This is a genomic window from Pseudomonas sp. CGJS7, from assembly GCF_036961695.1.
Genome location: NZ_JBAMDI010000027.1, coordinates 48,542 through 71,708, shown reverse-complemented (window position 1 = coordinate 71,708; position 23,167 = coordinate 48,542). Strand labels below are relative to the sequence as shown.

The following is a 23,167-nucleotide window of genomic DNA, read 5'->3' as shown; positions in this document are numbered from 1 at the left end:
CGGGAGACACCGTCATCGCGATTCCGTCCGCCATCAAAATCGTCGCCATCGCCGTCGCCGCCGGCGCGCTCGGCGTGCTCGCCGGGCAAGTGGTCAACGGCGGCGGCTGGTTCCAGCGCACCGAGCTGGGCCAGCGCGTGCTGCAGGAAAAATTCGCCCGGGACGCGCCGAAGCCGCCGGCCGATCTGGCCGTGGCCGAACGCGGCCAGCCGATGCCGCCGCTGCGCTTGCCCGACCTCGACGGCAAGCCGCTGGAGCTGCCGCGGGCCTACGCCGGCCGGCCGATCCTGATCAACGTCTGGGCCAGTTGGTGCGGCCCCTGCATCAAGGAAATGCCCGAACTCAACCGCTACGCCCAATCGCAGGGCGACAAGGGCACCCAGGTGGTCGGCATCGCCCTGGACAACGCCGCCGACGTCGCCGCCTTCCTGCAACGGGTGCCGGTCGGTTATCCGATCGTGCTGGAAACCCCGGGACCGCGCGACGCCGGGGTGCAACTGGGCAATCCCAAGGGCGTGCTGCCTTATACGGTGCTGATCGGCGCCGACGGCAAATTGCTCAAGCAGCGGATCGGGCCGTTCGAGGAAGGCGAGATCGATGGCTGGGTGGATTGAGCCTGCCCCCCCCGACCGTCATTCTGGCGAAAGCCCGAACCTATCCCCACCGTCACTCCAGCGAAGGCCGGAATCCACCCCCACCGTCATTCCGGCGAAAGCCGGAATCCATTTTGACTTCAGCTTCAGAGCAACTACAAAACGGCTCCGGACGAGCAGAGCAAAATCAAAATGGATTCCGGCTTTCGCCGGAATGACGGCGGGCAAGTGGCCCGGTTCGTTAGCGGCTCTTAGCCGCCCCAGTCGGCCAGCGCGGCCTTCGCCCCAGTCCGTGACCGCCTGCGCACCCCCAAGTAACCCCAGGTCCGCACACCCGTCATCTGCCCATGCTCGAATAGCGTTCAGCTACCGAACTCGCCGGCCGCGACCCATCTGTCGCCAACGGTTGCGATCGGGTGCTCAAAATCCGTTTGCCACCGCGATCATGCGGACAGTTAGAGCTGCCACTCAAACAACCGCTTAAATCGCGACAACTTCGCCGATTTGGCGGGCAACTCCTGGACAGCTGAGCAGCCATCGCGCAAACTGCCGCCCTTTGAAGGCAACCGTCCGGTCCCGATGGCCAAGCTCCTGGTCCTGCACGGCCCCAACCTCAATCTGCTCGGCACGCGCGAGCCGGAGGTTTACGGCCGTACCACCCTGGCTGAGATCGACGCCGACCTGAGCGAGCGCGCGCAGGCCGCGGGGCACGCCCTGGACAGCCTGCAGTCCAACGCCGAGCACGTCCTGGTCGACCGCATCCAGGCCGCCCGGACCGACGGCACCGCGCTGATCCTGATCAACCCGGCCGCCTTCACCCACACCAGCGTAGCCATCCGCGACGCCCTGGCCGCGGTCGCGATCCCCTTCATCGAGATCCACCTGTCCAACCCGCACACCCGCGAGGACTTCCGCCGCCATAGCTATTTCAGCGACCTGGCCGTAGGCGTGGTCTGCGGCTTCGGCGCCGACAGCTACCGCTACGCGCTCCAGGCCGCGATCAAGCGGCTGACACCCTGATCCCCCATCGTCCGGACCGCCCCGCGCGGCCCGCATCCAAGATCCACATCTGAGGCCCGCTCCATGGACCTGCGCAAAATCAAAAAACTGATCGACCTGCTCGAGGAATCCAACCTCGCCGAGATCGAGATCAAGGAAGGCGAAGAATCGGTACGCCTGGCCCGCACGCCCAAGGGCGGCTACGCGGTCGCCGCGCCGCAGCCGGTCTACGCGGCCGCGCCGGAACAGCGCGCGCCGCAGCCGATGCCGATGCAGTCGCCGACCGAGGCGGCCACCGGCGGCAGCGCCAAGCCGGTCAACGACCTGCCCGACGGCCACGTCGTGCGCGCGCCGATGGTCGGCACCTTCTACGCCTCGCCGGCGCCGGACAAGCCGGTGTTCGTCGCGGTCGGCCAGACGGTCAAGGCCGGCGACACCCTGGGCATCATCGAAGCGATGAAGATGTTCAATCCGATCGAAGCCGATGTCTCCGGCACCGTGCTCAAGGTGATGGCCGAAAGCGGCCAGCCGATCGAGTTCGATCAGCCGCTGTTCGTGATCGGCTGAGGCCGCGCCCATGCTGGATAAGGTCGTTATTGCCAACCGAGGCGAAATCGCGCTGCGTATTTTGCGCGCTTGTCACGCGCTCGGTATCCGCACGGTAGCGGTGCACTCCACCGTCGATCGCAACCTCAAGCACGTCGCCATGGCCGACGAATCGGTCTGCATCGGGCCGGCACCGTCGAGCGAGAGCTATCTCAACATGGCCTCGATCATCGCCGCGGCCGAAGTCACCGACGCCCAGGCGATCCATCCCGGCTACGGCTTCCTCAGCGAAAACGCCGACTTCGCCGAACGCGTTGAGCAATCGGGCTTCATCTTCATCGGCCCGCGCGCCGAGACCATCCGCCTGATGGGCGACAAGGTCGAGGCGATCCGCGCGATGAAGGACGCCGGCGTGCCCTGCGTGCCCGGCAGCGGCGGTCCGCTCGGCGACGACAACGCCGCCAACATCAAGATCGCGCGCGAGATCGGCTACCCGGTCATCGTCAAGGCCGCCGGCGGCGGCGGCGGTCGCGGCATGCGCGTGGTCCACACCGAAGCCCATCTCAACGCCGCCATCCAGACCACCAAGTCCGAAGCCAAGGCCGCCTTCGGCAACGACATGGTGTACATGGAGAAATTCCTGGAAAACCCGCGTCACGTGGAAATCCAGGTGCTCGCCGACGGCCAGGGCAACGCCATCCATCTGGGCGAACGCGATTGCTCGATGCAGCGCCGCCACCAGAAGGTGGTCGAGGAAGCGCCGGCGCCGGGCATCACGGTGGAGCAGCGCGCCGAGATCGGCCGGGTGTGCGTTGAAGCCTGCATCCGCATCGGCTACCGCGGCGCGGGCACGTTCGAGTTCCTGTACGAAGACGGGCGGTTCTATTTCATCGAAATGAACACCCGCATCCAGGTGGAGCATCCGGTGACCGAACTGGTGACCGGCATCGACCTGGTGCGCGAGCAGTTGATGATCGCCTCCGGCCGCAAGCTGAGCATCAAGCAAAGCGACATCGTCCTCGACGGCCATGCGATCGAATGCCGCATCAACGCCGAAGATCCTGAAACCTTCATGCCCTGCCCGGGCCCGATCAACCACTTCCACGCACCGGGCGGCCCCGGCGTGCGCGTCGACAGCCATATCTACGAAGGCTATCGGGTGCCGCCGAATTACGACTCGATGATCGGCAAGCTGATCGTGCACGGCCCCGACCGCGACACCGCGATCGCGCGCATGCGCGTGGCGCTCAGCGAGATGGTGGTCGACGGCATCAAGACCAACATCCCGCTGCAGCAGCGCATCCTGTCCGATGCCGGCTTCCAGCAGGGCGGCATGAACATCCATTACCTGGAAAAGCGGCTCAAGGAGCAGAAGGAGAAGACGATCTCGATCGTCTGATTCCGCTGCGGCCGCGCGCCAGGCGACGTTGCAAACAAAAACCCCGCCGCGAGGCGGGGTTTTTTGTTGCCGGCGCGGGTTGCCCGGAATCCCCGGCGACATCGCGCATGCAGCCGATCGTCATCGCGCCCCCCCTCATTCCGTCGACCACGCAATCCTCATTCCGACAACCTCCGCTCCGTCATTCCGGCGAAAGCCGGAACCCATTTTGATCTGGCTCTTTCCAGTCGCGTCAAAACCTTCCCACCGTCATTCCGGCGAAAGCCGGAATCCATTTTGATCTGGCTCTTTCCAGTCGCGTCAAAACCTTCCCATCGTCATTCCGGCGAAAGCCGGAACCCATCTTGATCTGGCTCTTTCCAGCCGCGTCAAAACCTTCCCACCGTCATTCCGGCGAAAGACCGGAACCCATTTTGATCTGGCTCTTTCCAGCCGCGTCAAAACCTTCCCATCGTCATTCCGGCGAAAGCCGGAATCCATTTTGACTTGGCTCTTTCCAGCCAGACCAAAGCGACTTTGCGCCGGGCGACGGGATAGCGGAGCAAAATCAAAATGGATTCCGGCTTTCGCCGGAATGACGGAAGGGAAGTTTCGGAGTGGCTGGTACGGAAGGGAAGTTTCGGAGTGGCTGGTACGGAAGGGAAGTTTCGGAGTGGCTGGTACGGAAGGGAAGTTTCGGAGTGGCTGGTTCGGAAGGGAAGTTTCGGAGTGACTGGTACGGAAAGGAAGTTTTGGAGTGGCTGGTACGGAAAGGAAGTTTCGAAGTGGCTGGTACGAAAGGGAAGTTTTGGAGCGGCCGGTTCGGCGCAACCGCATCGCCGCCTCTGGACAACCGATTGCCCAGCCGATGCTTACAACCGCGATCCCACCCGCGTTCATCCTCACCACTCAGCCGACACTCATCGAAACCGCGACGTCCGGCACACGCCGCGCCGCCGCGCCAAAGCGCACGCTTGGCAGCGCCCAGCCGGCGCCTGTATAAAAATCGCCAGGACTCCACCGCAGCATCGATCTGGATTCGCCAAGGATGAGCATCCGCGACACCTCCGCCCAGGATCGCCCCGTCGCCTCCGCCCAGGACGGCCGCCGGCGCCGCAATCGGCTGCTCAGCATTAGCGCGGGCGTCGCGGCGGTGGGATTGGCGGGGTGGCTGTTGCTGGGCTGGAGCGCAGCCGGCCGCTCGGTCTCCAGCGAGCGCCTGCGCATCGCCGAGGTCAAGCGCGGCGATCTGGTCCGCGACATCGCCGCCGACGGCCGGGTCATCGCCGCCAACAGCCCGGTGCTGTACGCCATCGCCGGCGGTTCGGTCGATCTGAAAGTCGTCGCCGGCGACGTGGTCAAAAAGGGCCAGGTGCTGGCCGAAATCGACAGCCCCGAGCTGCGCAGCAAGCTGGCCCAGGAACAAGCCACTCTGGCGAGCCTGGAAGCCGAAGCCAGCCGCGCCGAACTCGACGGCGAACTGGCCCGCTCCACCGCGCAGAAGCTGCTCGACCAAGCCCAGATCGACCGGGTCGCCGCGCAGCGCGATCTGGAACGCTACCAGCGCGCCTTCGACGGCGGCGCGGTGGCCAAGGTCGATGTGGCCAAGGCCCAGGACGATCTGAAGAAAGCCGACATCGGCCTGAGCCACGCCCGCGACGACATCGGCCGCCAGGGCCGCAGCGCCAGCCTGGACGCGCGCAACAAGCGCCTGCTGGCCGATCGCCAACGCGCGATCGCGGTGGAAGCCCAGCGCCAGGTCGACGCACTGACCTTGCGCGCGCCGTTCGACGGCCAGGTCGGCCAGGTTCAAGTCGCCCAGCGCGCCAATGTCGCGATCAACGATCCGGTGCTGAGCGTGGTCGACCTGAGCGTGTTCGAGGTCGAGATCAAGGTGCCCGAAAGCTTCGCCCGCGACCTGGCCATCGGCATTCCGGCGCAGATCACCAGCGGCACCGGCGAGCCCTTCGCCGCGCAGATTTCGGCGGTGTCGCCGGAAGTGGTCGCCGGCGAAGTGGTCAGCCGCCTGCGCTTCAAGGACAAGCAACCGCCCGGCCTGCGCCAGAACCAGCGCCTGAGCGCGCGGATCGTGCTCGATACCCGCCGCAACGCCTTGATGGTCGAACGCGGGCCGTTCCTGGAACAGTCCGGCGGCACCAGCGCCTACGTCGTCGTCGACGGCGTCGCCACCCGCCGGCCGATCCGCACCGGCGTCAGCAGTCTGAGCAACGTGGAAATTCTCGAAGGTCTGCAGCCGGGAGAGCGCATCGTCGTCTCCGGCAGCGATCAGTTCAAAAACGAAGCGACGGTCCAGTTGTCGGGGCTCTGAGCCCGAGCGCGGATTCCATCACGGCCGCCTCGCCGCCGCGGCAAACGAATCGGCCGACTATCGCGCAGCCAAGCGGCGGCACACACCGCCGCGACGCGCCGCACTCGGCGCGCATCGTTTCGCGGCCACGGCCGAGGCGGCGATCAATTCGCCGCGTCCATCCACGTGGCCATTTCCTGCACATCGGCTTCGGTCAGTTCGGCCGCGCCCGGTACATTGCGCGGCTGGTCCGCGCCCTTGCCCTTGTTCTTGGTCTTGCCGGCTGCGCTGACCTGGGTGCCCGGAATCGGCTGCACGCCGCCGCTGGACGACGGGCTGACCACCATCACGTACTCGCTGGAGCCGTCGGGCCAGACCACCTTGAAGGTGCTGCCCGGCGGCAGCGACGAGAACGGCGCGCCGCTCTGGGCGCGGTACACCGCCGCGATCTGCGCCGCGCTCAACGAGCGCTGTTCGGACCTGGAGTCCACCGAGGTCACCGCGACTTGGCCGAGCTCGCGGTAATCGGCTCCGAACACGTCGATCATCACCCCGGCGGCGCCGACCGAGTAAGCGCTCAGCAACAGCGCCCAGAACCCGACCTTGGCCGTGTTTATCAAGTGCTCGCGTTTCATTGCATCCTCTCTTCGCCAGTCAGCGAATCGACCATCTGCTGCACCACATCCGCCCCCTGACGCGGGATCGCCGCGTCGTAAACGAAATCTTCGAAACCCTGCTGCGGATCCTGCGAGCAAATCCCGCCGTTAGCGCAGTAGGAAGTCATCAACGAGCCCTTGGGACTGCAGTCCTGGCCCAGTTCGCACGCCGCCAATTGCCAGGCCAGTTCCGCGAACTGGGTGCCGGCGACGCGGTTGTAAGCCGAGCCGATGCTGCTGCGCCCGTTGGCGGCCAAACCCATCACCGGCGCCAGCGCCGAGAACGCGTCGGCATCCTTGGAACGCACCACCCGGTCGACCAGATTGGTGCGGTAGTCCTCGGTCTTCTCCAAGGGCTTGCCGGCGGCGAGCAGCGAGGCCTCGGCGGCCAGACTGCCGGCCTTGGCCGCTTCGGCGCGCTTGACCAGGATCATCGGGAAATTGAGGTTGTCCTCGGGCACGAAGCGCGCGCAGCGCTCGCTCACCCGCGTGCGCGCGGCCGCCATCGCCTTGGAGCTGCGCATGTTCATCGCCGCGATCGCGCGGGTGTCGTTGCCGTAATCGACCGGCGCGCTGGAATAGTTCGCGCAGTAGTCGTAGACCCGGGTCAGCAGCCAGATCGCCTCGGGCTCGCCGGCGTCGGCGCGCGACCGCAGGCTTTGCGCATAGGCGTACAGATCGCGCGCCTGTTCGAACTGCTGCCGCAATGGCGATTGCGCCGGCATGCGCGCCTTGCGCCGCGGCGCGGCAGTGGCGGAGCCGTCGCCGCCGATCCCGCTCTGCGGCAGCGCCTGGCCCGCGCGCGCGACCGGCGAGCCGCCGATCTCCGGCTGCCCGGCATCGGCCAGGGCTTGCGGTTCGCGCCGGCCGGCGTAGACGAAGGCGCCGGCGAGCAGGGCCAGACCGACCAGACCGGCCACCATCCGCCCGCTCACGCGCAAGCCCGCGCGCGTGAGGCGCGGATTCTGCGGATAGCCGGAGCTGTAGGCATCGGACATCAAGCGCGTGACTCGTGACCCTGAAGCTGGCGGAGCGACGGCAACACCGCCGTCGCGGACGTGGCCTTGGCCCCACCGGGCCGGCAGACAGGCCGGATCGGAGGCGGTCGGCGCAGCGTTAAGGCAGCCATGATAAGTCAAGCGCCGGGCGGATGCCTGCGTCCAGATTAACCGTGCCGCCCATCACCATTTAAGGCGAGCAACGCTGAACGCGCTCGGCCGCCTCCGGCACCTCTAGCGGCTTACCCGGCGTTCGCCTGGGTGCCGGCGCACGCGATCTGGGCATTCCGGGCCGTGGGCCAGGACGTGCCCTGCGCGCCCTCTTCGGCAGGGCCGAACTCGCCGGCGGTGATCAGGCGCAGACGGTCGCCGGCGGCATTGCGGTACTGAAAGCTGCAAAAACCCTGGCCGGTGCCCGAGCAATCCTCGATTTCCGGATAACCCGCGCCGATCAGCCCGCTCAGGAACTCGCCATCGCCCTCGCGCTTGGGCACATCGGCGCTCCAGCCGCGCGCCAGCAGCCGTTCGCGCGCTTGCGGCAGCGCCACGCTTTCCACCCGCGGCAGCACGGCGTGGCCGTCGCAGTAGCGGTCGGTCTCCGGCAGCGCGGCCAGACGCAATCCCGCGCCCTCGACCTGGACCCGCGCGCGTTCGGTCGCCCAATCGCCGATGCGCAGCTCGCCGGCGCCCTCGCGCGGGCTCGGGTCGGCGTCGTCGTCGAGGAACACGCTCTGGATGCCGCTGTCGGCCTGGCTCGGGTCGGCTTGCGGGTCCAGCAATTGAGCCACCGGCCGGCCGTCGCGGAAGAACAACACCCGTCCGCCCCCGGCCATGCAGCCGATGCCGGCCGCGCGCGCCGGCGCCGCGGCGACGCCGAGCACCCGGTAGTCCTTCCAGCTCAATTCTTCGACGATCCGCCAGCCCTGCTTGGCCGCCGCGCGCGCCTCCTCCGACCCCGGCGGCTTGGCGCAATCGGGATCGGCCTCGACATCGGCTGCCGCTGTCGGCGCGGCGGGCAGTTCGCTCAGCGCCTGCAGGCGCAGGCTGTCGACCTCGCCCTGCACCGCGAACCCCGCGGCCTCCGCGGTTGCCGTCGGCGCGGCCGGCGCTGCCACGACAGGCGCCGCGGCGGCGGCAGCGGGCGCCTGCGGAGCCTCGGATTCCCGCGAACAAGCCGCGCTCAGGCACAACAGCGACAGCGCCGCCCAGCGCTGCGCGGGACGCGGCAACAGGCGGTTCGAGGACGGGCGAGTTTGCGATTCCATTGCGTGAGGCTCCATGGTTCCGGCGGGTCGCGGACCGGCGAACGCTATCTGATCGCCGCAAAACGGGTCAATAATGGCCGCCGCTTTCGAACCAGGCCCCCGCGCCCTCATGCCCTTTCTCGAACTGACCCTGCGCTGCAGCGAAGCCGAACAACCGCGTTTCGAGGCCGCGCTGGACGATGTCGGCGCGCTCGCGGTGACCATGCTCGACGCCGATGCCGACACCAGCAACGAGCACGCGATCCTGGAGCCGGGCGTGGGCGAAACCCCGCTGTGGCAGTCGATCGTGCTCAGCGCGCTGTTCCCGCACGACACCGACGCGCTGATCGTGCTGGCCGCGCTGGAATCCTTCGATCCCGGCCTGGACTGGACCCAGGTGCGTTTCCGTCAGGTCGAGGACCAGGACTGGGAACGCGCGTGGATGGATCAGTACGCGCCGCTGCAGTTCGGCCGCCGCACCTGGATCGTGCCGTGGAATCACGAACTGCCCGAGCAGGCCGACCACGCCGAAGCCGCGGTGGTGCGCCTGGATCCGGGCCTGGCGTTCGGTTCGGGCACCCATCCGACCACCTCGCTGTGCCTGGCCTGGCTGGACCAGCTGGCCGACGCAGGCGAACTGGAAGGCCGGCGCGTGCTCGACTTCGGTTGCGGCTCGGGCATCCTCGCCCTGGCCGCGCTCAAGCTCGGCGCCGCCCACGCGGTCGGCGTCGACAACGACCCGCAAGCGCTGATCGCCACCCACGACAACGCCGAACGCAACGGCGTGGGCGCGCGGATCCAAGTGCATCTGCCGCAGGACGAACCGGTCGCGGCGTATCCGGTGGTGGTCGCCAACATCCTCGCCTCGGCGCTGATCGCGTTGGCCGACACCTTGGCCGCGCGGGTCGCGCCGGGCGGACGCATCGCGCTGTCGGGGATTCTGGCCGGCCAGGAAGATGAAGTGCTCGCGCGCTACGCCGGCGACTTCGATGAGCTGCGCGCCGACCGTCTCGAAGACTGGATCCGCGTCACAGGCGTGCGTCGTCGCTGAGCGCGGCGGCATGGTTGAATACGCCGAATGTTCCTCGCCTGCCCTCATTGCGGATATCTGGTCGCGCTGATCGTCGCCAAGGACGGTCCGACCCGGGCCTGTCCGCGTTGCGGCGGCGCGTTGCAAGGCGACACCGCCGAGGCCGGCGAAACCGCGGGCACCATCGCCCTGTCGGTTCCGATGGCCGCGCCGGCGGCGAGCGACGACGCCGCGACGGCACCAGAAACCCAAACCCAAGCCGATAGCCCGGCCGCAGCCGCTCGCAGCGAAACCGCGCCGAGCGTCGCCACTGCGCAAGCCAGCGAACTGCGCAAGGCCGGGACCGTCGCCTCGGTGCGCGCGAGCGCGCCCGCCGCTGCCGACCACGCGGCAACCGCCGCAGCGGCGTCCGCGGCGAAAGCCGATGCGGGCGCGGATGCCGACGATGGCGGCTCCGACCGCGACGTCGCGACGCCCGCACCGGTCGATACACCCGAGGACGCCGCGCAAACCTCCGCCGAACTCGCCGACGCAGCCGAAGATCGCGCACCCGCACCGGCACCGAACCAAACACCCGATCCGCCGCTGCCGCCGCTGAGCGCACAGACCGCGCCTGCCGCGCGCCCCGCCAAACGCACGCCGCCGCGCAACGGCAAATCCGAAACCGCCGTGTCGGCCGCGCGCCGCGCGCCCAGTTTCGCCCGCCAGCAAGCGCGCGCCCACGCCGCCGCGCCATCGCGTCCGCATTGGAGCGCGGTGGCGGCGATCCTCGCGCTGGTCGCGCTGCTGAGCCTGCAATTGCTGCTGGCGCAGCGCGACGAACTCGCCGCCGACGCGCGCTGGCGGCCGACGCTCGCCGCGCTGTGCGGGGTGCTGCCGTGCCAGATTCCGCCGTGGCGCGAACCGACCGCGCTGACCATGCTCAACCGCAATGTGCTGCCGGTCGCCGAGCGCGCGGGCGTGCTGCGCGTTTCCGCCGGATTCCGCAACGACGCGCGTTGGCCGCAACCCTGGCCGACCCTGCTGCTGAGCCTGGAAGACGTGGATGGCCGGAAGGTCGGTCAGCGCGCGTTCTCTCCGAAGGACTACCGCAAGGGTTATCGGGCCGAGGAATTGATCGCGCCGGGGCAAAGCGCCGCGGTGCAGTTCGACGTGCTCGAACCCGCGCCGCACGTGGTCGCGTTCACTTTCGATTTCCGCTGAAATATCGCGCCGTCGCGTTGTCTGCCGCGACCCCGGCGCGCTAGACTCCCCCTCCCGTCGGCGCCGCGCGGTGCGCGCAGTGTCCATACGGTCGACGGAAACCTGCTACGGGGAAGCACTTGAACGCACTCAACGACCGCAACGAAGCCGCCCGCTCCGGACCCCGCGTTCCGTTGCGCGACCATGTGGCGACTTCGATCCGGCGTTACCTGGGCGACCTCAACGGCAGCGGCACCGAGAACCTCTACGAAATCGCCTTGCGCGAGCTGGAAATCCCGCTGTTCGCCGAGGTATTGCAACACTGCGACGGCAACCAAAGCCGCGCCGCGGCGATGCTGGGCATCCACCGCGCCACGCTGCGCAAGAAGCTGCGCGAGTACGGGCTGGAATAAGCCGCGCGGGCCAATTGCCGACAGACATCGAGCCGGGTTCAATGCCCGGCTTTTTGCTGGCCGACGGCGGCTCGCGGCCGTGACGGCGGCGCGATCAAAGTTCCGCGCGGGTGCGCAGAAACGCCAGGTATTTGGGATCGTCCTCGGCGAAAATCTCAGCGCCCGCGCCCATGTACGCGCGCATGAGTTCGTCGGCGGCGCGGTCGGGTTCGTTCACCTCCAGCATCACCTGGCCCAGGCGCAAATGGATGAAGGGATTGCCCAATCCGCCCGGGCAGCGCACCGCGTATTCCAGTACCGATCGCGCGGATTTGAGATCGCCCAGGTGGAAGTAGCAATCGCCGATCGCGGTGAGGATCCAGGTCGAGGCTTCCCAATCCTTTTTCGGCTCCGGCACCAGTTCCCAGGCGTCGTTGAATTGCGTCACCGCGGCGTCGAAGCGGCCTTGCGAGGCCAGTTCGTTGCCTGCCTGGCAGAGGCGGTTCAGGCGCTCGTAGAGGGCGTCGTCCATTTGCAGCGGCGGTGAAGTCATGGGGTGCTCCGCGGGGGTTGCCGGTGTGGTCGAACCGATGCGTGGTTCTGGCGTTCGCGTATTCGAATGGGTGGGCGCGGGTTCTGGCCTCTGACTTCAGCCGATACCTCTGACCCGTCATTCCGGCGAAAGCCGGAACCCATTTTGATCTTGATCTTCGTGCCGTGCACGGGGAGCGGGAGCAAAAATCAAAATGGGTTCCGGCTTTCGCCGGAATGACGGTGTGGGGGGCCGGGGCTGTGGTGGTGACAGTGATGACGCTTCCGCGCATGCGCGTACGGCGCATCCCGACTCACGCGCTGCCATCCCTGGCGAAACCAACGCAGGCTCCGGATCGCCCGGCCCGGCCATCCTTGGCCGGGCGTGTAGCCGGACTGCGCGCATGCGCGCAAAGCGTCCGGCTACACCCACCAATACCGAATCAAATGGAAAAACACCGGCGCGGCAAAACACACCGAATCGAGCCGATCGAGCACGCCGCCATGGCCTTCGATCATGTGCCCCCAATCCTTGATCCCGCGATCGCGCTTGATCGCCGACATCACCAAGCCACCGTAGAAGCCCATCAGGTTGATCACCAGCGCCAACCCGGCCGCCTGCAACGGCGTGAACGGGGTGATCCACCACAGCGCCGCGCCCAGCGCGGTCGCCGACGCCACGCCACCGAGGAAACCTTCCAGCGTCTTCGACGGCGACAGCTTCGGCGCGATCAAGCGCTTGCCGCACAACTTGCCCCACACGTACTGCAACACGTCCGAGGACTGCACCACGATCACCAGAAACGCGATCAGCAGCAGGTTGCGGCCTTCGTACCCGGGAATCTTCAGATTGATCAGCGCCGGCACATGAGAAATGCAGAACACGCAGATCATCAATCCCCACTGCACTTTGGCGGTACGCTCCAGGTAACGCGTGGTGTCGCCGCCGATGGTCGACAGGATCGGCAACAGCAAGAACGCATACACCGGGATCAGCAAGGTGTAGAGCCCGTACCAGTCGGTGTAGACCAGCCAGTACTGCAACGGCAGCGCCAGATAGAACGCCGCCAGCAGCGCGTAGTAGTCGCCGCGCCGGGTCGGCGCCAGGGTGATGAACTCGCGCAGCGCGAACAGCGAGACCAGCGCGAACAGCACGATCATGCCGACCCGGCCGATGGCGAACGCGAGTCCCACCACCAGCGCCATCACCCACCACGCGCGGATCCGCGCGACCAGATTGGCGATCACCGCGCTGGGGCGGTCGCGGGTCTTCCAGCGCAACCACTCGGCGATGGCGGTGGCGATCAACAGCACCCCGGCCACGCCGGCGAACAGCAGCACCGAGTGCGGCAATCCACCGGCGAAATCGATCCATTGCTTCATCCCGCCGCTCCCTGGCCGCCGTTGGGCTGCGCGTGCTCGGACAAGGCCAGCAAGGCCTCGCGCGCACGCTGCAAAAACGCTTGCTTGTCTTCGTCCGCGCCGAGCCGCAGGGTGTCGCCGAAGGTCGCCGTGCACAACAACGGCAACGGCAGCACCTTGCCCTTGGGCATGACCCGGGCGAGGTTGTCGATCCACACCGGCACGAATTCCAGCTCCGGGCGTTTGCGCGCCAGGTGGTACAGGCCGCTTTTGAACGGCAGCAGCGGCTCATCGCCCTGGTTGCGCGTGCCTTCGGGAAACAGGATCAGCGAGCTGCCGCCGTCGACCGCCTCGCACAGCGTCTCGATGGCGTCCTGCTTGCGCTGGTCCGGATCGCGCTCGATCAGCACGCCGTTGAACACTTCGCGAATCAGATAGCGGCGCAGCGCGTCGCGCTGCCAATAATCCGCGCCGGCGACCGGACGCACGTCGCGGCGCAAGGCCGGCGGCAAGGCCGACCAGATCATCACGAAATCGCCGTGGCTGACGTGGTTGCCGTAATACACCCGATGATCGGCCGAGGGCGAGCAGCGCCACAGCGCGCGCGCGCCGGTCAGCAGCCGGATCGCCGCGCTGAAACCGTCGGCCAGCAGTTGCGAGATCATCGCGCCTCCAACTCGCGCACGATCGCGCGCAACCGCAGGCCGATGGTCAGCGCCGCGCCGACGATGATCACCGCCAGCGCGCCCAGCAACACCCAGGCCACCACCGCGGCATAGCCCAGCGCCAGCCCGACTGCGGCCAACAACGCGGCGACGGCGGTGGCGAGCATCCGTGTGCGCCGCGGCATCGGGCCTTCGTCGTGCTCGCGCAGGCCGCAGGCCAAGCCCAGCACCCGCACATAGGCGGTGCCGACCGCCAGCAGCGACGCCGCCCAGCCCAGATCCGAGGCCCACGGCAGCCACGGGGTCAGGCCGTAACCCACGCCGAGGAAGACCAAGGCATCGGCCAGACGATCGGGCGCATCGCTGTAGACCTCGCCGGCCTTGCCGACCATGCCGCCGCGGCGCGCGAGCAATCCGTCCAGACGGTTGCACAGCACCCGCCCGGCCAGACACAGCGCCGCGAACAACAACAGCGCCGCGCCGTAATGCGGCGGATCGCGCAGGGCGAAGTAGAACGACACCCCGGCCAAGGCCGACAAACCGATGGCGAACACCGAAATGCCGTTGGGCGTGGCGCCGCGCGCGCGCAATCGCGCCGCCAAGGCCAAGCGCCAATCCTCGCGCTGCGCGGACGGTTGCTGGGAAGAATCCGAATTCAGGCTCATCGTCGTGCTCCGTTCAACCGCCGCCACAGCCGCCGCAACCGCCGCCCCCACCGCCACCGCAACCACCGCCGCCCCCATCGCCTCCGCCGCTGCTGCCGCTGCCCGAATCGCCGCCCGAGCCGCTGGATACCGGCGTGCGCAAGGTGTGGTACTCGGTGCAATCGGTGCCGACCAGGCCGATGGTCCCCATCAACGCGGTCCGCTGGGCGATGCTGCCATCGATCAAGCCGCGGCTGGCGTCGTGCAGGATCCAGTCGCCGGCGCGGGTTCGCAGTTGCGCCCGCACCAACCGGCCCAGGGTCAGAAATCCGGTGAGTATCGTCAGCACCACCAAGAAACCGACCGGCTTGTCGCGGAACATCCCGACCCCGATCTTGGCCACGCCGAGCAAGCTCAACGCCAGCAACGGCAGGCTGCCGGCCAGCCGCATCCGCCATTCGCGCGCGGCCGGCAACCACCAGCCGTTGCGGCGCAGTTGCGCGGCCACCGGGATGTAAGCGCGCTGCAACGCCAACAACGTGGCGCCCAAGGTTTGTTCGCGCGCAGCCACTTCGGCGGCGATGCGCAACAGCGGCGGCAACTGCGCGTTCTGGCTGCCGTCCACCCGCAGCCACACCGGATCGCGGCGACTCGCCGCGACCGCGGCGCTGTCGCTGTAATCGAGCTGGAGCAGATCGCGCTGCATCAACTCCACCAGCGCCACATCGGCCGCGCGTTCTTCGCCGCCGGCCAGAAAACCCAGTTCGACCGGATCGTCGCAAGCAGCATGGGTGCGCCGATTCGGCCCGCGCAACGTGCGCTTGATCGCGGTGCCGGCCGAGTACGCCCACGGCATCGCCGCGATGAACAACACCAGGAACCCGCCGCCGCGCCAGTCCAGGGGATTGAACGTGGCTTGGACCCAGGCGCCCAGCAGGTACACCAGCGCCAGGATCAAACTGAAGAACCAGAAGAACGGGCCGATCCCCTCCGGCGCCGACGCCCAGGGCGAGAGCAAGCGCACCCGCGATTCGCGCGGATTCGCCTGCCGCTTCGGCCGCGCCGGCGCGCGCGGCGGCGGCCAGAATTCGACCGGCGGTTCGCCGAAATATCGGCGGTAGCTGTCCAGGGTGTCGCGGTATTGCTGCTGATGGCGCGCGTCCTCGGCCTGCCCGCCCAGCGACGGCGCGTGGTGCAGATCGCGCTTGAGCACCTGCGGGCAGAACCGCAGCCAGTAATCGCGCGTGTCGGTCATGTGCGCGTGCCAGACCTTGTCGATGACCTCACTCGGGGTGACCTCATGCCCCGCTTCGACCGCGAGGAAGCAGAAACGCCGGTACTCCTCCAGCGCCGTCTCGGCGGTTTCGCGCGAGGACTGCCCCACATGCGCGATACGGTCGAGGAAAGGCCGCGGGTTCTCGCCGCCGAAACGGTAATCGCGCAAGCGCTGCCACAGCGCATGTTGCGCCTCGGTCCACTGCGCCGACTCCACGCTGTCGTTCATAGCCACACTCGTCCGTAAGCGCCGATCAAGGCGACGAATTGCACGATCAAGCTGAAACCCTGGCGCAACAACAGGCTGCGCGCACCGCGCCAACGCGAGGCCCAATCGCGGCCTTCACGGCCCGCCTTGAGCAAACCCATCGAGCGCAATGCCGCATCCAGGCGCTGCGCGGCATCGGCCCCGCTACCGCCTGTTTCGGCCAACGCGCGCAACAAACGCGCATCGAAATCCACCCGCACCGCGTAGTACAGCTGCAGCAAACCGGCGGCGAGGCTGAGCATCAGCAAGGCGAATTGCGAACCCGGCACCGCCGTCGACAACGCCAGCCCGAACAGGCCGGACGCCCACAAGGTCAACGACGCCACGCACAACCAGCGCCCCTGCGCGAGCAAGGCCGCCATCGCGCGCAGTTCGAACGCGCCGATGGACGGTGGATGATCGGAGGCCGGGCTCATGCGGCCTGCTCTTCCGCCGTCGCCGAAGACGGCGGCCGCAGCATCGATTGCAACGCAAGCCGATGCGGCTCGCGCAACACCACTTGCGGACGCGCCTTGCGCACGACCGCGATCGCCTCGTCCACGCTCGCCGCGCGCCCGCTGTGCAGCAACCACGCCGCGACCGCCGCGGCGCTGCGCGAATAGCCCAAGGCGCAGCACACCAAGATCTCGCCGTGTCCGCGCGCGGCCTCGATGTCGGCCGCGACCTGGCGCAACTGCTCCGGCGTCGGCGCCACCAGGTCCAGCATCGGCCGCACCGCATCGCCCGGCCGCCACGGCGTCAGCGACAGTTCCGCGCTGACATCGACCACCCGCGCATAACCTTCGCGCTCGCCCGCGGCCGGCACCCGGCCGAGCCAGACCGCGTCGGTCACCCACTCCGGCCGCGGCGCGCGCCGCGTCCACCAGCGCGAGTTGATCCATGCGGCCAGCAAGTAGGGCGCATACAACCAGCGCGCGGCATGGCTCAAACGCCCGTCCTCGCGCTTTTGAAAGCCGTTCGGGCCCAGCACCGCATAATTGAGCGACACCAACAGCAGCGACAACGCCGGCCATCCCAGCCACAAGGCCCAACCGCCGAACGCCAGCGCCGCCCAACCACACAACACCGCGCCGGCCAGATACGCCGCGGCCAGCGCCCAACGCTTGCCGTCGCGCGCCAGCGCCGCCTCGCGCCACGGTGCGCGGATGCGTTCCGGCCACAGCCACACGCACAGCCAGCCGGCCAGCACGCCGGTGGGAATGTCGACGAAATGATGCTGATACGTCGTCAACACGGACACGCCGATCAGCGCGAACCACCCGTGCAGCAACCAGCGCCAAGCGCCGCGCAAATGCTGGGCGAAGCGCGCCCACAGCACGATCAACAGCACGATATGCAGCGACGGCGCCTGATTGAACGGCTTGTCGAAACCCAACAACACATCGAACAACCAACCGAACACGCCGCCGGTCTCGGGCCGGGTGAAACTGAAGTGCAGCGGGAACAACAAGAAGCAGCTCACCGCGATCGCCTGCGCGGTCAACAGCCGCAACGCCTGCGTATCGAGCTCGCGCTTGTCGCGGCAGACGAACAGGGAAATGCCGTAGAACACATCGATCGACCAATACGGCACGATGGTCCAGGCCCAGAACGGAATCGCCTGTTCCCAGGCGAACACCACGCTCGGCACGTTCGCGCGCGCGGCCGCGACCGAGTTGGCGTAGCCGTAACTCAGGAAGAACAGCGGCCCCAGCAACAGCAGCCACAACGCCGCCCGTCCCCACGGGCGGCGCGCGGTCGCAGCGGTCATGGGCCGACCCGCTGCGCCAGCGACACGGTGAAGATGCCCCAGGCGTCGATGCGCTGATCGACCTTGGCGAAACCGGCCGCGCGGACCAGATCGTCCATCTCCTGCTGGCTGCGCCGACGCATCACCCAGGCCTCGCCGCCGCGGTGGCTGGTCAGCGCGCGGGCGATGAACTCCAGTTGCGGGTGCCACGGCTGCCCGGTGTAGACCAGAAACCCGCCCGGCGGCACCGCCGCGGCCAGGCCTTCCAGCGAACGCCGGACCAGATCGTTGTCCGGGAACAGCTCATACAAACCCGACACCACCGCCAAGGTCGGCTTGGGATCGAGTCCGGCCAGGGCGTTGCGGTCGAACGCATCGCCCTGATCGAAACGCGCCACCGCGCCGGCGCCGAGCGCCTCGATCAAGGCGCGGCCCTTGTCGACGTTGAGGGTGCTGTAGTCGCGCAGACGGATCGAATCGGCGCGCTCGCCCTCGCCGGCCAGCGCTTCCAGCGCGTAGCGGCCGTGGCCGGCGGCGATGTCGACCGCGTCCACCGGCAAGCCCGCCGCGCGCAATCGGCGCATCGCCTCGCGCAGCAACTCGTGCAAATGCGTGCGGCGCACACGGATGCCGCGCCAGCCGATCGCTTCAAGATAATTGCGGTCGACCATGCGCCCGAGCGGGCCGCCGCCGCGCGCTTCGTTGCGGTAAACGTAATCCAGGCTGCTGCCGGAATCGAAACCGGTGTCCAGCCCCAGCTTGATCCCTTCCGACAGCTTGCCGCCGAAACGCAGGCCGGCGCGGACGAAGCGCCAGCGCAGATCGGCCAGCGACCAACGCTCCGGCGGCCAGGACAGCTTTTCCGATTCCTCGAAACTGGGCCCGTGGCGATGCGCCTGGGACAGATCCGCGCGCACCAAGGGTTCGGCGAAGCGCGCCTGGACGAAGGCGCGGATGCGGTTGACCGCCGCGGCTCGGCCTTTCTCGCCCAAGGTGTCGTGATAGAAACCCGGCAGCAAATGGCGTTCCTTGATCGCCGAACCCAGGCGCTCGTAGAAACGGTCCTGCGGGCCGCGATGAACGACGAAGTCCGAACCCGAGACCAGCAACTGGGTCGGAACGGTAATGGCCTGCGCGTCGGCGACGATGCGGTCGGCGGCCTCGTACAAGCCCAGCAGCACCCGCACCGAGATCGGCCGGGTAATCAGCGGATCGGTGCGGTAGCTCTCCACCCGCTCGGGATCGTGGGTCAGCCATTGCGGCTTGACGTAGCTGTTGACGAAGAAATTGCCGCGCAGCTTCTGCATCAAGGCCAGCCCAGGTCGCGCCAACGGCACGTACAGCTTGACCTTGAACGCCGGCGAGGCCAGCACCAGCGCGCGGATGCGCGGCGCGTAATCGTGCACCCAGGTCGCGGCGACCACCGCGCCCACGCTCTGCGCGATCAGCGCCAGATTCTCCGGCTGCACCCCGTGGCGCGCGCCGATGTGGGCGACGAAGCGGTCCAGATCGCGCACCAGCGCCGCGAATCCCGGCGCGTCGCCGCGCTCGCCCGGCGAACGGCCGTTGCCGCGCGCGTCCCAGGCGAACACATCGAATTCTTCCAGCCCCAGCTCGGCGACCAGATGCTGCACCCGCCCGGAATGCTCGTGGCCGCGATGCAACAGCACCACCGCCCGGCGCGGGCCCTGGCCGGGCTTGTCGGCCGGCCAGTGGCGATAGAACAGCTCGGTGTCGTCGAACGTGGCGAAATAAGCTTCTTGCGCTTCGCTCATGACCGCTCCCTCATGATTGCTCTCCTTGTCCTTGCTTCGCATCCTGCGCGGCATCATGCCGCAAACCGGCGCGCACGCGGCGCACTACCGTCCAAACGCATAACGCACTGGCGAGCATCAGCATCGGTTCCACCACGCGCGCGCCGATCCAGCCCAGCGCCAGCAACAAGCCGATCAGCCCGACCACGAACGCGCGGTCGCTCTTGCCCATCGGCCCGTCGTAACGCCTCGGCGCGCCGATCATCGGGCCCAGCACGCCGGCGTATTCGGTCAACGCCGCCAACAGCACGAACGCGATCAGCGCCGCCGGATCCAGGCCCGCCACCGCCCACAGCGCCAGATACAAGGCGCTGTCGGACACCACATCGCACAACTCGTTGAGGTACGCGCCCAACCGCGATTGCTGGCCGAACTCGCGCGCCAACATCCCGTCGATGGCGTTCATCGCCATGCGCACGAACATCCACGCCGGCAGCAGCGCGAACAGCCACGGCCGTTGCGGCGCGCCCCAGAACACCAGCGCGGCGACCGCCAGCGATGCCACCGCCGCGGCGGTGGTGACCTGATTGGCGGTGATCCCGCCGGCGTGCAATCCGCGCACCAGCGGCCGCAGCAGCGCCTGGAAGCGCCCTTTCAACGCGTAAATCGATGCCATTCCCTGAGCAGTCCTCGCGCCCTCGCGGGCGATCGCCGATTAGCTTACGCATCCAGCTTAGCCGCTGCGGGCGCCAGTGGCGGCCTTCCGGCGGCGCGGCCGCGGCGGATCGGGCGGGTATCGGAATGCTCGACCGCCGGGATAGCGCTGAGCCCCGCCGCAGCCGTTTTTTGCTTTTGCCCCCTTTAGAAAAGGGGGCGAGCGTCCGCAGGACGCGGGGGATTTGAGCTTTTGCTTGCCGCCGGAGCAAATCCCCCCCTGCCCCCCTTTTTCAAAGGGGGGAACGCTTCGGGTGGATTCGCTGGAGTACGCAAGGCCGTCGCCTCGGCCCCGCCAGGCATGAACAGCCGGCCCCAGCCCCGGCGCCGCTATAATTCCCGCGCCCTTCCGCTGCCCTCCTCCCCGAATGACCTCCGATCGCTCGACCGGCACGCCGGTTCACATCCGCCGCGCCCTGCTGTCCGTGTCCGACAAGACCGGCCTTATCGAACTCGCCCAGGCGCTGGCCGCGCAGAACGTCGAACTGCTGTCCACCGGCGGCACCGCCAAGGCCCTCCGCCACGCCGGACTGGCGGTGCGCGACGTTTCCGAGGTCACCGGCTTTCCGGAAATGATGGACGGCCGGGTCAAGACCCTGCACCCGATCGTCCACGGCGGCCTGCTCGGCCGCGCCGGTATCGACGATGCGGTGATGGCCGAGCACGGCATCGGCGCGATCGATCTGCTGGTGCTGAATCTGTACCCGTTCGAGAAAGTCGCGGCCGATCCGGCCAGCAGCTTCGAAGACATCATCGAGAACATCGACATCGGCGGCCCGGCGATGCTGCGTTCGGCGGCGAAGAACTTCGCCCGCGTCGCCGTCGCCACCGATCCGGCCCAGTACGCCGGCCTGATCGCCGAATTGCGCGACAACGGCGGCGCGCTCGGCGCCAACACCCGCTTCGCCCTGTCGGTGGCCGCGTTCAACCGCGTCGCCCAGTACGACGCGGCGATCAGCAACCACCTGTCGGCCATCGCCGAAGACGGCAGCAAGCAGACCTTCCCGTCGCAACACAACGCCAGCTTCGTCAAGGTCATGGACCTGCGTTACGGCGAAAACCCGCATCAGAGCGGCGCGTTCTACCGCGATCTGTACCCGGTCGCCGGCACCCTGGCCACCTTCACCCAGTTGCAGGGCAAAGAGCTGAGCTACAACAACCTCGCCGACGCCGACGCCGCCTGGGAATGCGTGCGCCAGTTCGAGCGCCCGGCCTGCGTGATCGTCAAGCACGCCAACCCCTGCGGCGTGGCCGAAGGCGTGGCCTGCGGCGACGCGTACGAACTGGCCTACGCCACCGACCCGACTTCGGCCTTCGGCGGCATCATCGCCTTCAACGGCAAGCTCGACGCGGCCACCGCCAAGGTCATTCTGGATCGCCAGTTCGTCGAAGTGCTGATCGCGCCCGACTACGAGGACGGCGCGATCGAATACGCCAAGAAGAAGGCCAACGTGCGCGTGCTGCGCATCCCGCACGGCGACGGCCGCAACATGCACGACACCAAGCGCGTCGGTTCGGGCCTGTTGATCCAAAGCAGCGACCTGCGCGAAGTCGGCCGCGATGAGTTGAAGGTGGTCAGCAAGCTGGCGCCGACCGACGCGCAGTTGAGCGATCTGTTGTTCGCCTGGCGGATCGCCAAGTTCGTCAAGTCCAACGCCATCGTCTATGCCCGCGATCACCGCAGCATCGGCATCGGCGCCGGCCAGATGAGCCGCGTGGTCAGCGCCAAGATCGCCGCGCTCAAGGCCGAGGAAGCCGGATTGATCGTGCCGGGCTCGGTGATGGCCTCCGACGCGTTCTTCCCGTTCCGCGACGGCATCGACGCCGCCGCCGCGGCCGGCATCAAGGCGGTGATCCAGCCGGGCGGCTCGATGCGCGACAACGAAGTCATCGCCGCCGCCGACGAACACGGCCTGGCGATGGTGTTCACCGGCGTGCGCCACTTCCGTCACTGAGCCCAGGCGTGGGCGGGCCCCGCGCCCGCCCGCGCGATCCGATGCCATGTCCGAACCGCTGAAAACCGCCAAACCGCCGCTGAGCCGTACCCTCGGCCGCTCGATCGCGCGCAAGCTCACCGTGCTGCTGGTGTTGCTGGCGGTGATCACGCTGTGGGGCGCGTGGCAGTACACCCGCCGGCAGGCGGTGGAGAGCCAAACGCTGGGCGATTACCGCATCGACGGCAGCGCGATCACGGTGCTGCTGGTGAAGCCGGACGTGTCGCTGGAGATCGGCAGCGTGCGCCGCGATTACACCGAGCAAGTCGCGCACGCGCTGGCCAAGCGCTTGGGCGAGATGGGTTACCGAACCCAGGAACTGGACGCTCGCAGCGACGAAGAACGTTTCGGCCAGACCTCGCGCGTGGCGGAACAACAAGCCGCCGCGCAGTACCAGACCCAGACCATGCAAGCGCTGCGCGCCGCCAATGCGCCGGTGCTGCGGGTGTCGCTGCAACAGCTCGCGCTCGACGGCGCGACCGTCAGCGAACAGAACTACCGGGTCGAACTGCTGGACCCGCACAGCCTGCAACCGTCCTGGCGCGCCACCCTGACCTGGCGCGAAGGCCGCTATCAGTCCATCGCCCTGCTGTGGCACCTGCGCAAGAACCAGCTGCCGCCGCCGCTGTGGGACAGCTTGTCGAATCTGGCGATCGAGCGGCTGCGTAAAGACGGCAAGCTGCCGGCTTCGGCGATTCACTAAGCCGCGGCGCATCCCCAACCACCGTCATTCCGGCGAAAGCCGGAATCCATTTTGATCTTGCTCTTGAGCTTTCACCGGTAGAGCCAAGCAACAGCAAAATGGATTCCGGCTTTCGCCGGAATGACGGGGTGGGAGAGTCGTTCGCCCATGGGTGATGGGGAGTCGCTCGCCAGGACGCGGATGCAGTGCTCCAACAGGCGCA

23 protein-coding genes are annotated in these 23,167 nt (G+C 67.9%); 10 read left to right on the top strand and 13 right to left on the bottom strand.

Translation table 11 applies throughout. The annotated features are described in order from the left end of the window. Positions 1–74: 74 nt before the first annotated feature. Positions 75–614, top strand: coding sequence for a TlpA family protein disulfide reductase (locus V7787_RS18110; RefSeq protein ID WP_336088905.1), 540 nt, complete (start codon positions 75–77; stop codon positions 612–614). Positions 615–632: 18 nt separating this feature from the next. Here the strand turns inward: V7787_RS18110 and V7787_RS18105 are convergent, their stop codons facing one another. After that, complete coding sequence (locus V7787_RS18105; protein WP_336088904.1) at positions 633–821, bottom strand: hypothetical protein; 189 nt, start codon at positions 819–821, stop codon at positions 633–635. 351 nt (positions 822–1,172) lie between these two features. Between V7787_RS18105 and aroQ the strand changes: the two genes are divergently transcribed. From aroQ to V7787_RS18085, 4 genes are all read left to right on the top strand, one after another. Continuing rightward, on the top strand, positions 1,173–1,613 hold the full coding sequence (aroQ, locus tag V7787_RS18100; RefSeq protein WP_336088903.1) for a type II 3-dehydroquinate dehydratase: 441 nt from the start codon (positions 1,173–1,175) through the stop codon (positions 1,611–1,613). Positions 1,614–1,676: 63 nt separating this feature from the next. Continuing rightward, complete coding sequence (accB, locus tag V7787_RS18095) at positions 1,677–2,159, top strand: acetyl-CoA carboxylase biotin carboxyl carrier protein (protein ID WP_336088902.1); 483 nt, start codon at positions 1,677–1,679, stop codon at positions 2,157–2,159. A 10-nt stretch (positions 2,160–2,169) separates the two neighbouring features. After that, entirely contained in the window at positions 2,170–3,537 is a 1,368-nt protein-coding gene (accC, locus tag V7787_RS18090; RefSeq protein ID WP_336088901.1) for an acetyl-CoA carboxylase biotin carboxylase subunit, read from the top strand. A 1,027-nt stretch (positions 3,538–4,564) separates the two neighbouring features. Next, on the top strand, positions 4,565–5,845 hold the full coding sequence (locus tag V7787_RS18085; RefSeq protein WP_336088900.1) for an efflux RND transporter periplasmic adaptor subunit: 1,281 nt from the start codon (positions 4,565–4,567) through the stop codon (positions 5,843–5,845). Positions 5,846–5,988: 143 nt separating this feature from the next. On the opposite strand, the gene V7787_RS18080 is transcribed toward V7787_RS18085, so the two are convergent. The 3 genes from V7787_RS18080 to V7787_RS18070 all read right to left on the bottom strand — a co-directional run bounded on the left by V7787_RS18080 (position 5,989) and on the right by V7787_RS18070 (position 8,743). Continuing rightward, positions 5,989–6,459, bottom strand: coding sequence for a hypothetical protein (locus V7787_RS18080; protein WP_336088899.1), 471 nt, complete (start codon positions 6,457–6,459; stop codon positions 5,989–5,991). Next, positions 6,456–7,478, bottom strand: a complete 1,023-nt coding sequence (locus tag V7787_RS18075) for a hypothetical protein (protein ID WP_336088898.1) — start codon at positions 7,476–7,478, stop codon at positions 6,456–6,458. Before V7787_RS18075 ends, V7787_RS18080 begins: the two co-directional genes overlap by 4 nt. Before the next feature lie 242 nt (positions 7,479–7,720). Then, positions 7,721–8,743: a hypothetical protein gene (locus V7787_RS18070; protein ID WP_336088897.1), complete on the bottom strand. Its 1,023-nt coding sequence runs from the start codon at positions 8,741–8,743 to the stop codon at positions 7,721–7,723. Between the two features lie 109 nt (positions 8,744–8,852). Here V7787_RS18070 and prmA point away from each other — a divergent pair, with 109 nt between their 5' ends. The 3 genes from prmA to fis all read left to right on the top strand — a co-directional run bounded on the left by prmA (position 8,853) and on the right by fis (position 11,347). Next, the gene (gene prmA, locus V7787_RS18065; RefSeq protein WP_336088896.1) at positions 8,853–9,773 is read left to right on the top strand and encodes a 50S ribosomal protein L11 methyltransferase; all 921 of its coding nucleotides are present in this window, start codon (positions 8,853–8,855) and stop codon (positions 9,771–9,773) included. A gap of 27 nt (positions 9,774–9,800) precedes the next feature. Continuing rightward, positions 9,801–10,955 (top strand): DUF3426 domain-containing protein, encoded by a 1,155-nt coding sequence (locus V7787_RS18060; RefSeq protein WP_336088895.1) that lies wholly within the window; start codon positions 9,801–9,803, stop codon positions 10,953–10,955. A gap of 119 nt (positions 10,956–11,074) precedes the next feature. Continuing rightward, positions 11,075–11,347, top strand: coding sequence for a DNA-binding transcriptional regulator Fis (fis, locus tag V7787_RS18055; protein WP_031370276.1), 273 nt, complete (start codon positions 11,075–11,077; stop codon positions 11,345–11,347). Between the two features lie 94 nt (positions 11,348–11,441). On the opposite strand, the gene V7787_RS18050 is transcribed toward fis, so the two are convergent. The 9 genes from V7787_RS18050 to V7787_RS18010 form a co-directional block, all read right to left on the bottom strand. After that, positions 11,442–11,879 carry a tetratricopeptide repeat protein gene (locus V7787_RS18050; RefSeq protein WP_336088894.1) on the bottom strand — a complete coding sequence of 146 codons (438 nt, stop codon included), beginning with the start codon at positions 11,877–11,879 and terminating at the stop codon, positions 11,442–11,444. A 401-nt stretch (positions 11,880–12,280) separates the two neighbouring features. After that, positions 12,281–13,240, bottom strand: a complete 960-nt coding sequence (locus V7787_RS18045; protein ID WP_336088893.1) for a phosphatidate cytidylyltransferase — start codon at positions 13,238–13,240, stop codon at positions 12,281–12,283. Then, positions 13,237–13,884: a lysophospholipid acyltransferase family protein gene (locus tag V7787_RS18040; protein WP_336088892.1), complete on the bottom strand. Its 648-nt coding sequence runs from the start codon at positions 13,882–13,884 to the stop codon at positions 13,237–13,239. Before V7787_RS18040 ends, V7787_RS18045 begins: the two co-directional genes overlap by 4 nt. After that, the gene (locus V7787_RS18035) at positions 13,881–14,549 is read right to left on the bottom strand and encodes a CDP-alcohol phosphatidyltransferase family protein (protein ID WP_336088891.1); all 669 of its coding nucleotides are present in this window, start codon (positions 14,547–14,549) and stop codon (positions 13,881–13,883) included. Before V7787_RS18035 ends, V7787_RS18040 begins: the two co-directional genes overlap by 4 nt. Before the next feature lie 13 nt (positions 14,550–14,562). After that, positions 14,563–16,032: a TIGR04222 domain-containing membrane protein gene (locus tag V7787_RS18030; RefSeq protein WP_336088890.1), complete on the bottom strand. Its 1,470-nt coding sequence runs from the start codon at positions 16,030–16,032 to the stop codon at positions 14,563–14,565. Continuing rightward, the gene (locus V7787_RS18025; protein ID WP_336088889.1) at positions 16,029–16,487 is read right to left on the bottom strand and encodes a hypothetical protein; all 459 of its coding nucleotides are present in this window, start codon (positions 16,485–16,487) and stop codon (positions 16,029–16,031) included. The genes V7787_RS18030 and V7787_RS18025 overlap by 4 nt, the downstream gene beginning before the upstream one ends. After that, positions 16,484–17,821, bottom strand: coding sequence for a phosphatase PAP2/dual specificity phosphatase family protein (locus V7787_RS18020; protein ID WP_336088888.1), 1,338 nt, complete (start codon positions 17,819–17,821; stop codon positions 16,484–16,486). The genes V7787_RS18025 and V7787_RS18020 overlap by 4 nt, the downstream gene beginning before the upstream one ends. Next, positions 17,818–19,575, bottom strand: a complete 1,758-nt coding sequence (locus V7787_RS18015; RefSeq protein WP_336088887.1) for a bifunctional alpha/beta hydrolase/class I SAM-dependent methyltransferase — start codon at positions 19,573–19,575, stop codon at positions 17,818–17,820. The genes V7787_RS18020 and V7787_RS18015 overlap by 4 nt, the downstream gene beginning before the upstream one ends. 10 nt (positions 19,576–19,585) lie before the next feature. Then, complete coding sequence (locus V7787_RS18010; protein WP_336088886.1) at positions 19,586–20,230, bottom strand: CDP-alcohol phosphatidyltransferase family protein; 645 nt, start codon at positions 20,228–20,230, stop codon at positions 19,586–19,588. Between the two features lie 406 nt (positions 20,231–20,636). Between V7787_RS18010 and purH the strand changes: the two genes are divergently transcribed. Beyond that, positions 20,637–22,223: a bifunctional phosphoribosylaminoimidazolecarboxamide formyltransferase/IMP cyclohydrolase gene (purH, locus tag V7787_RS18005; protein ID WP_336088885.1), complete on the top strand. Its 1,587-nt coding sequence runs from the start codon at positions 20,637–20,639 to the stop codon at positions 22,221–22,223. 46 nt (positions 22,224–22,269) lie between these two features. Beyond that, entirely contained in the window at positions 22,270–22,965 is a 696-nt protein-coding gene (locus tag V7787_RS18000; RefSeq protein WP_336088884.1) for a hypothetical protein, read from the top strand. Positions 22,966–23,167: the final 202 nt, after the last annotated feature.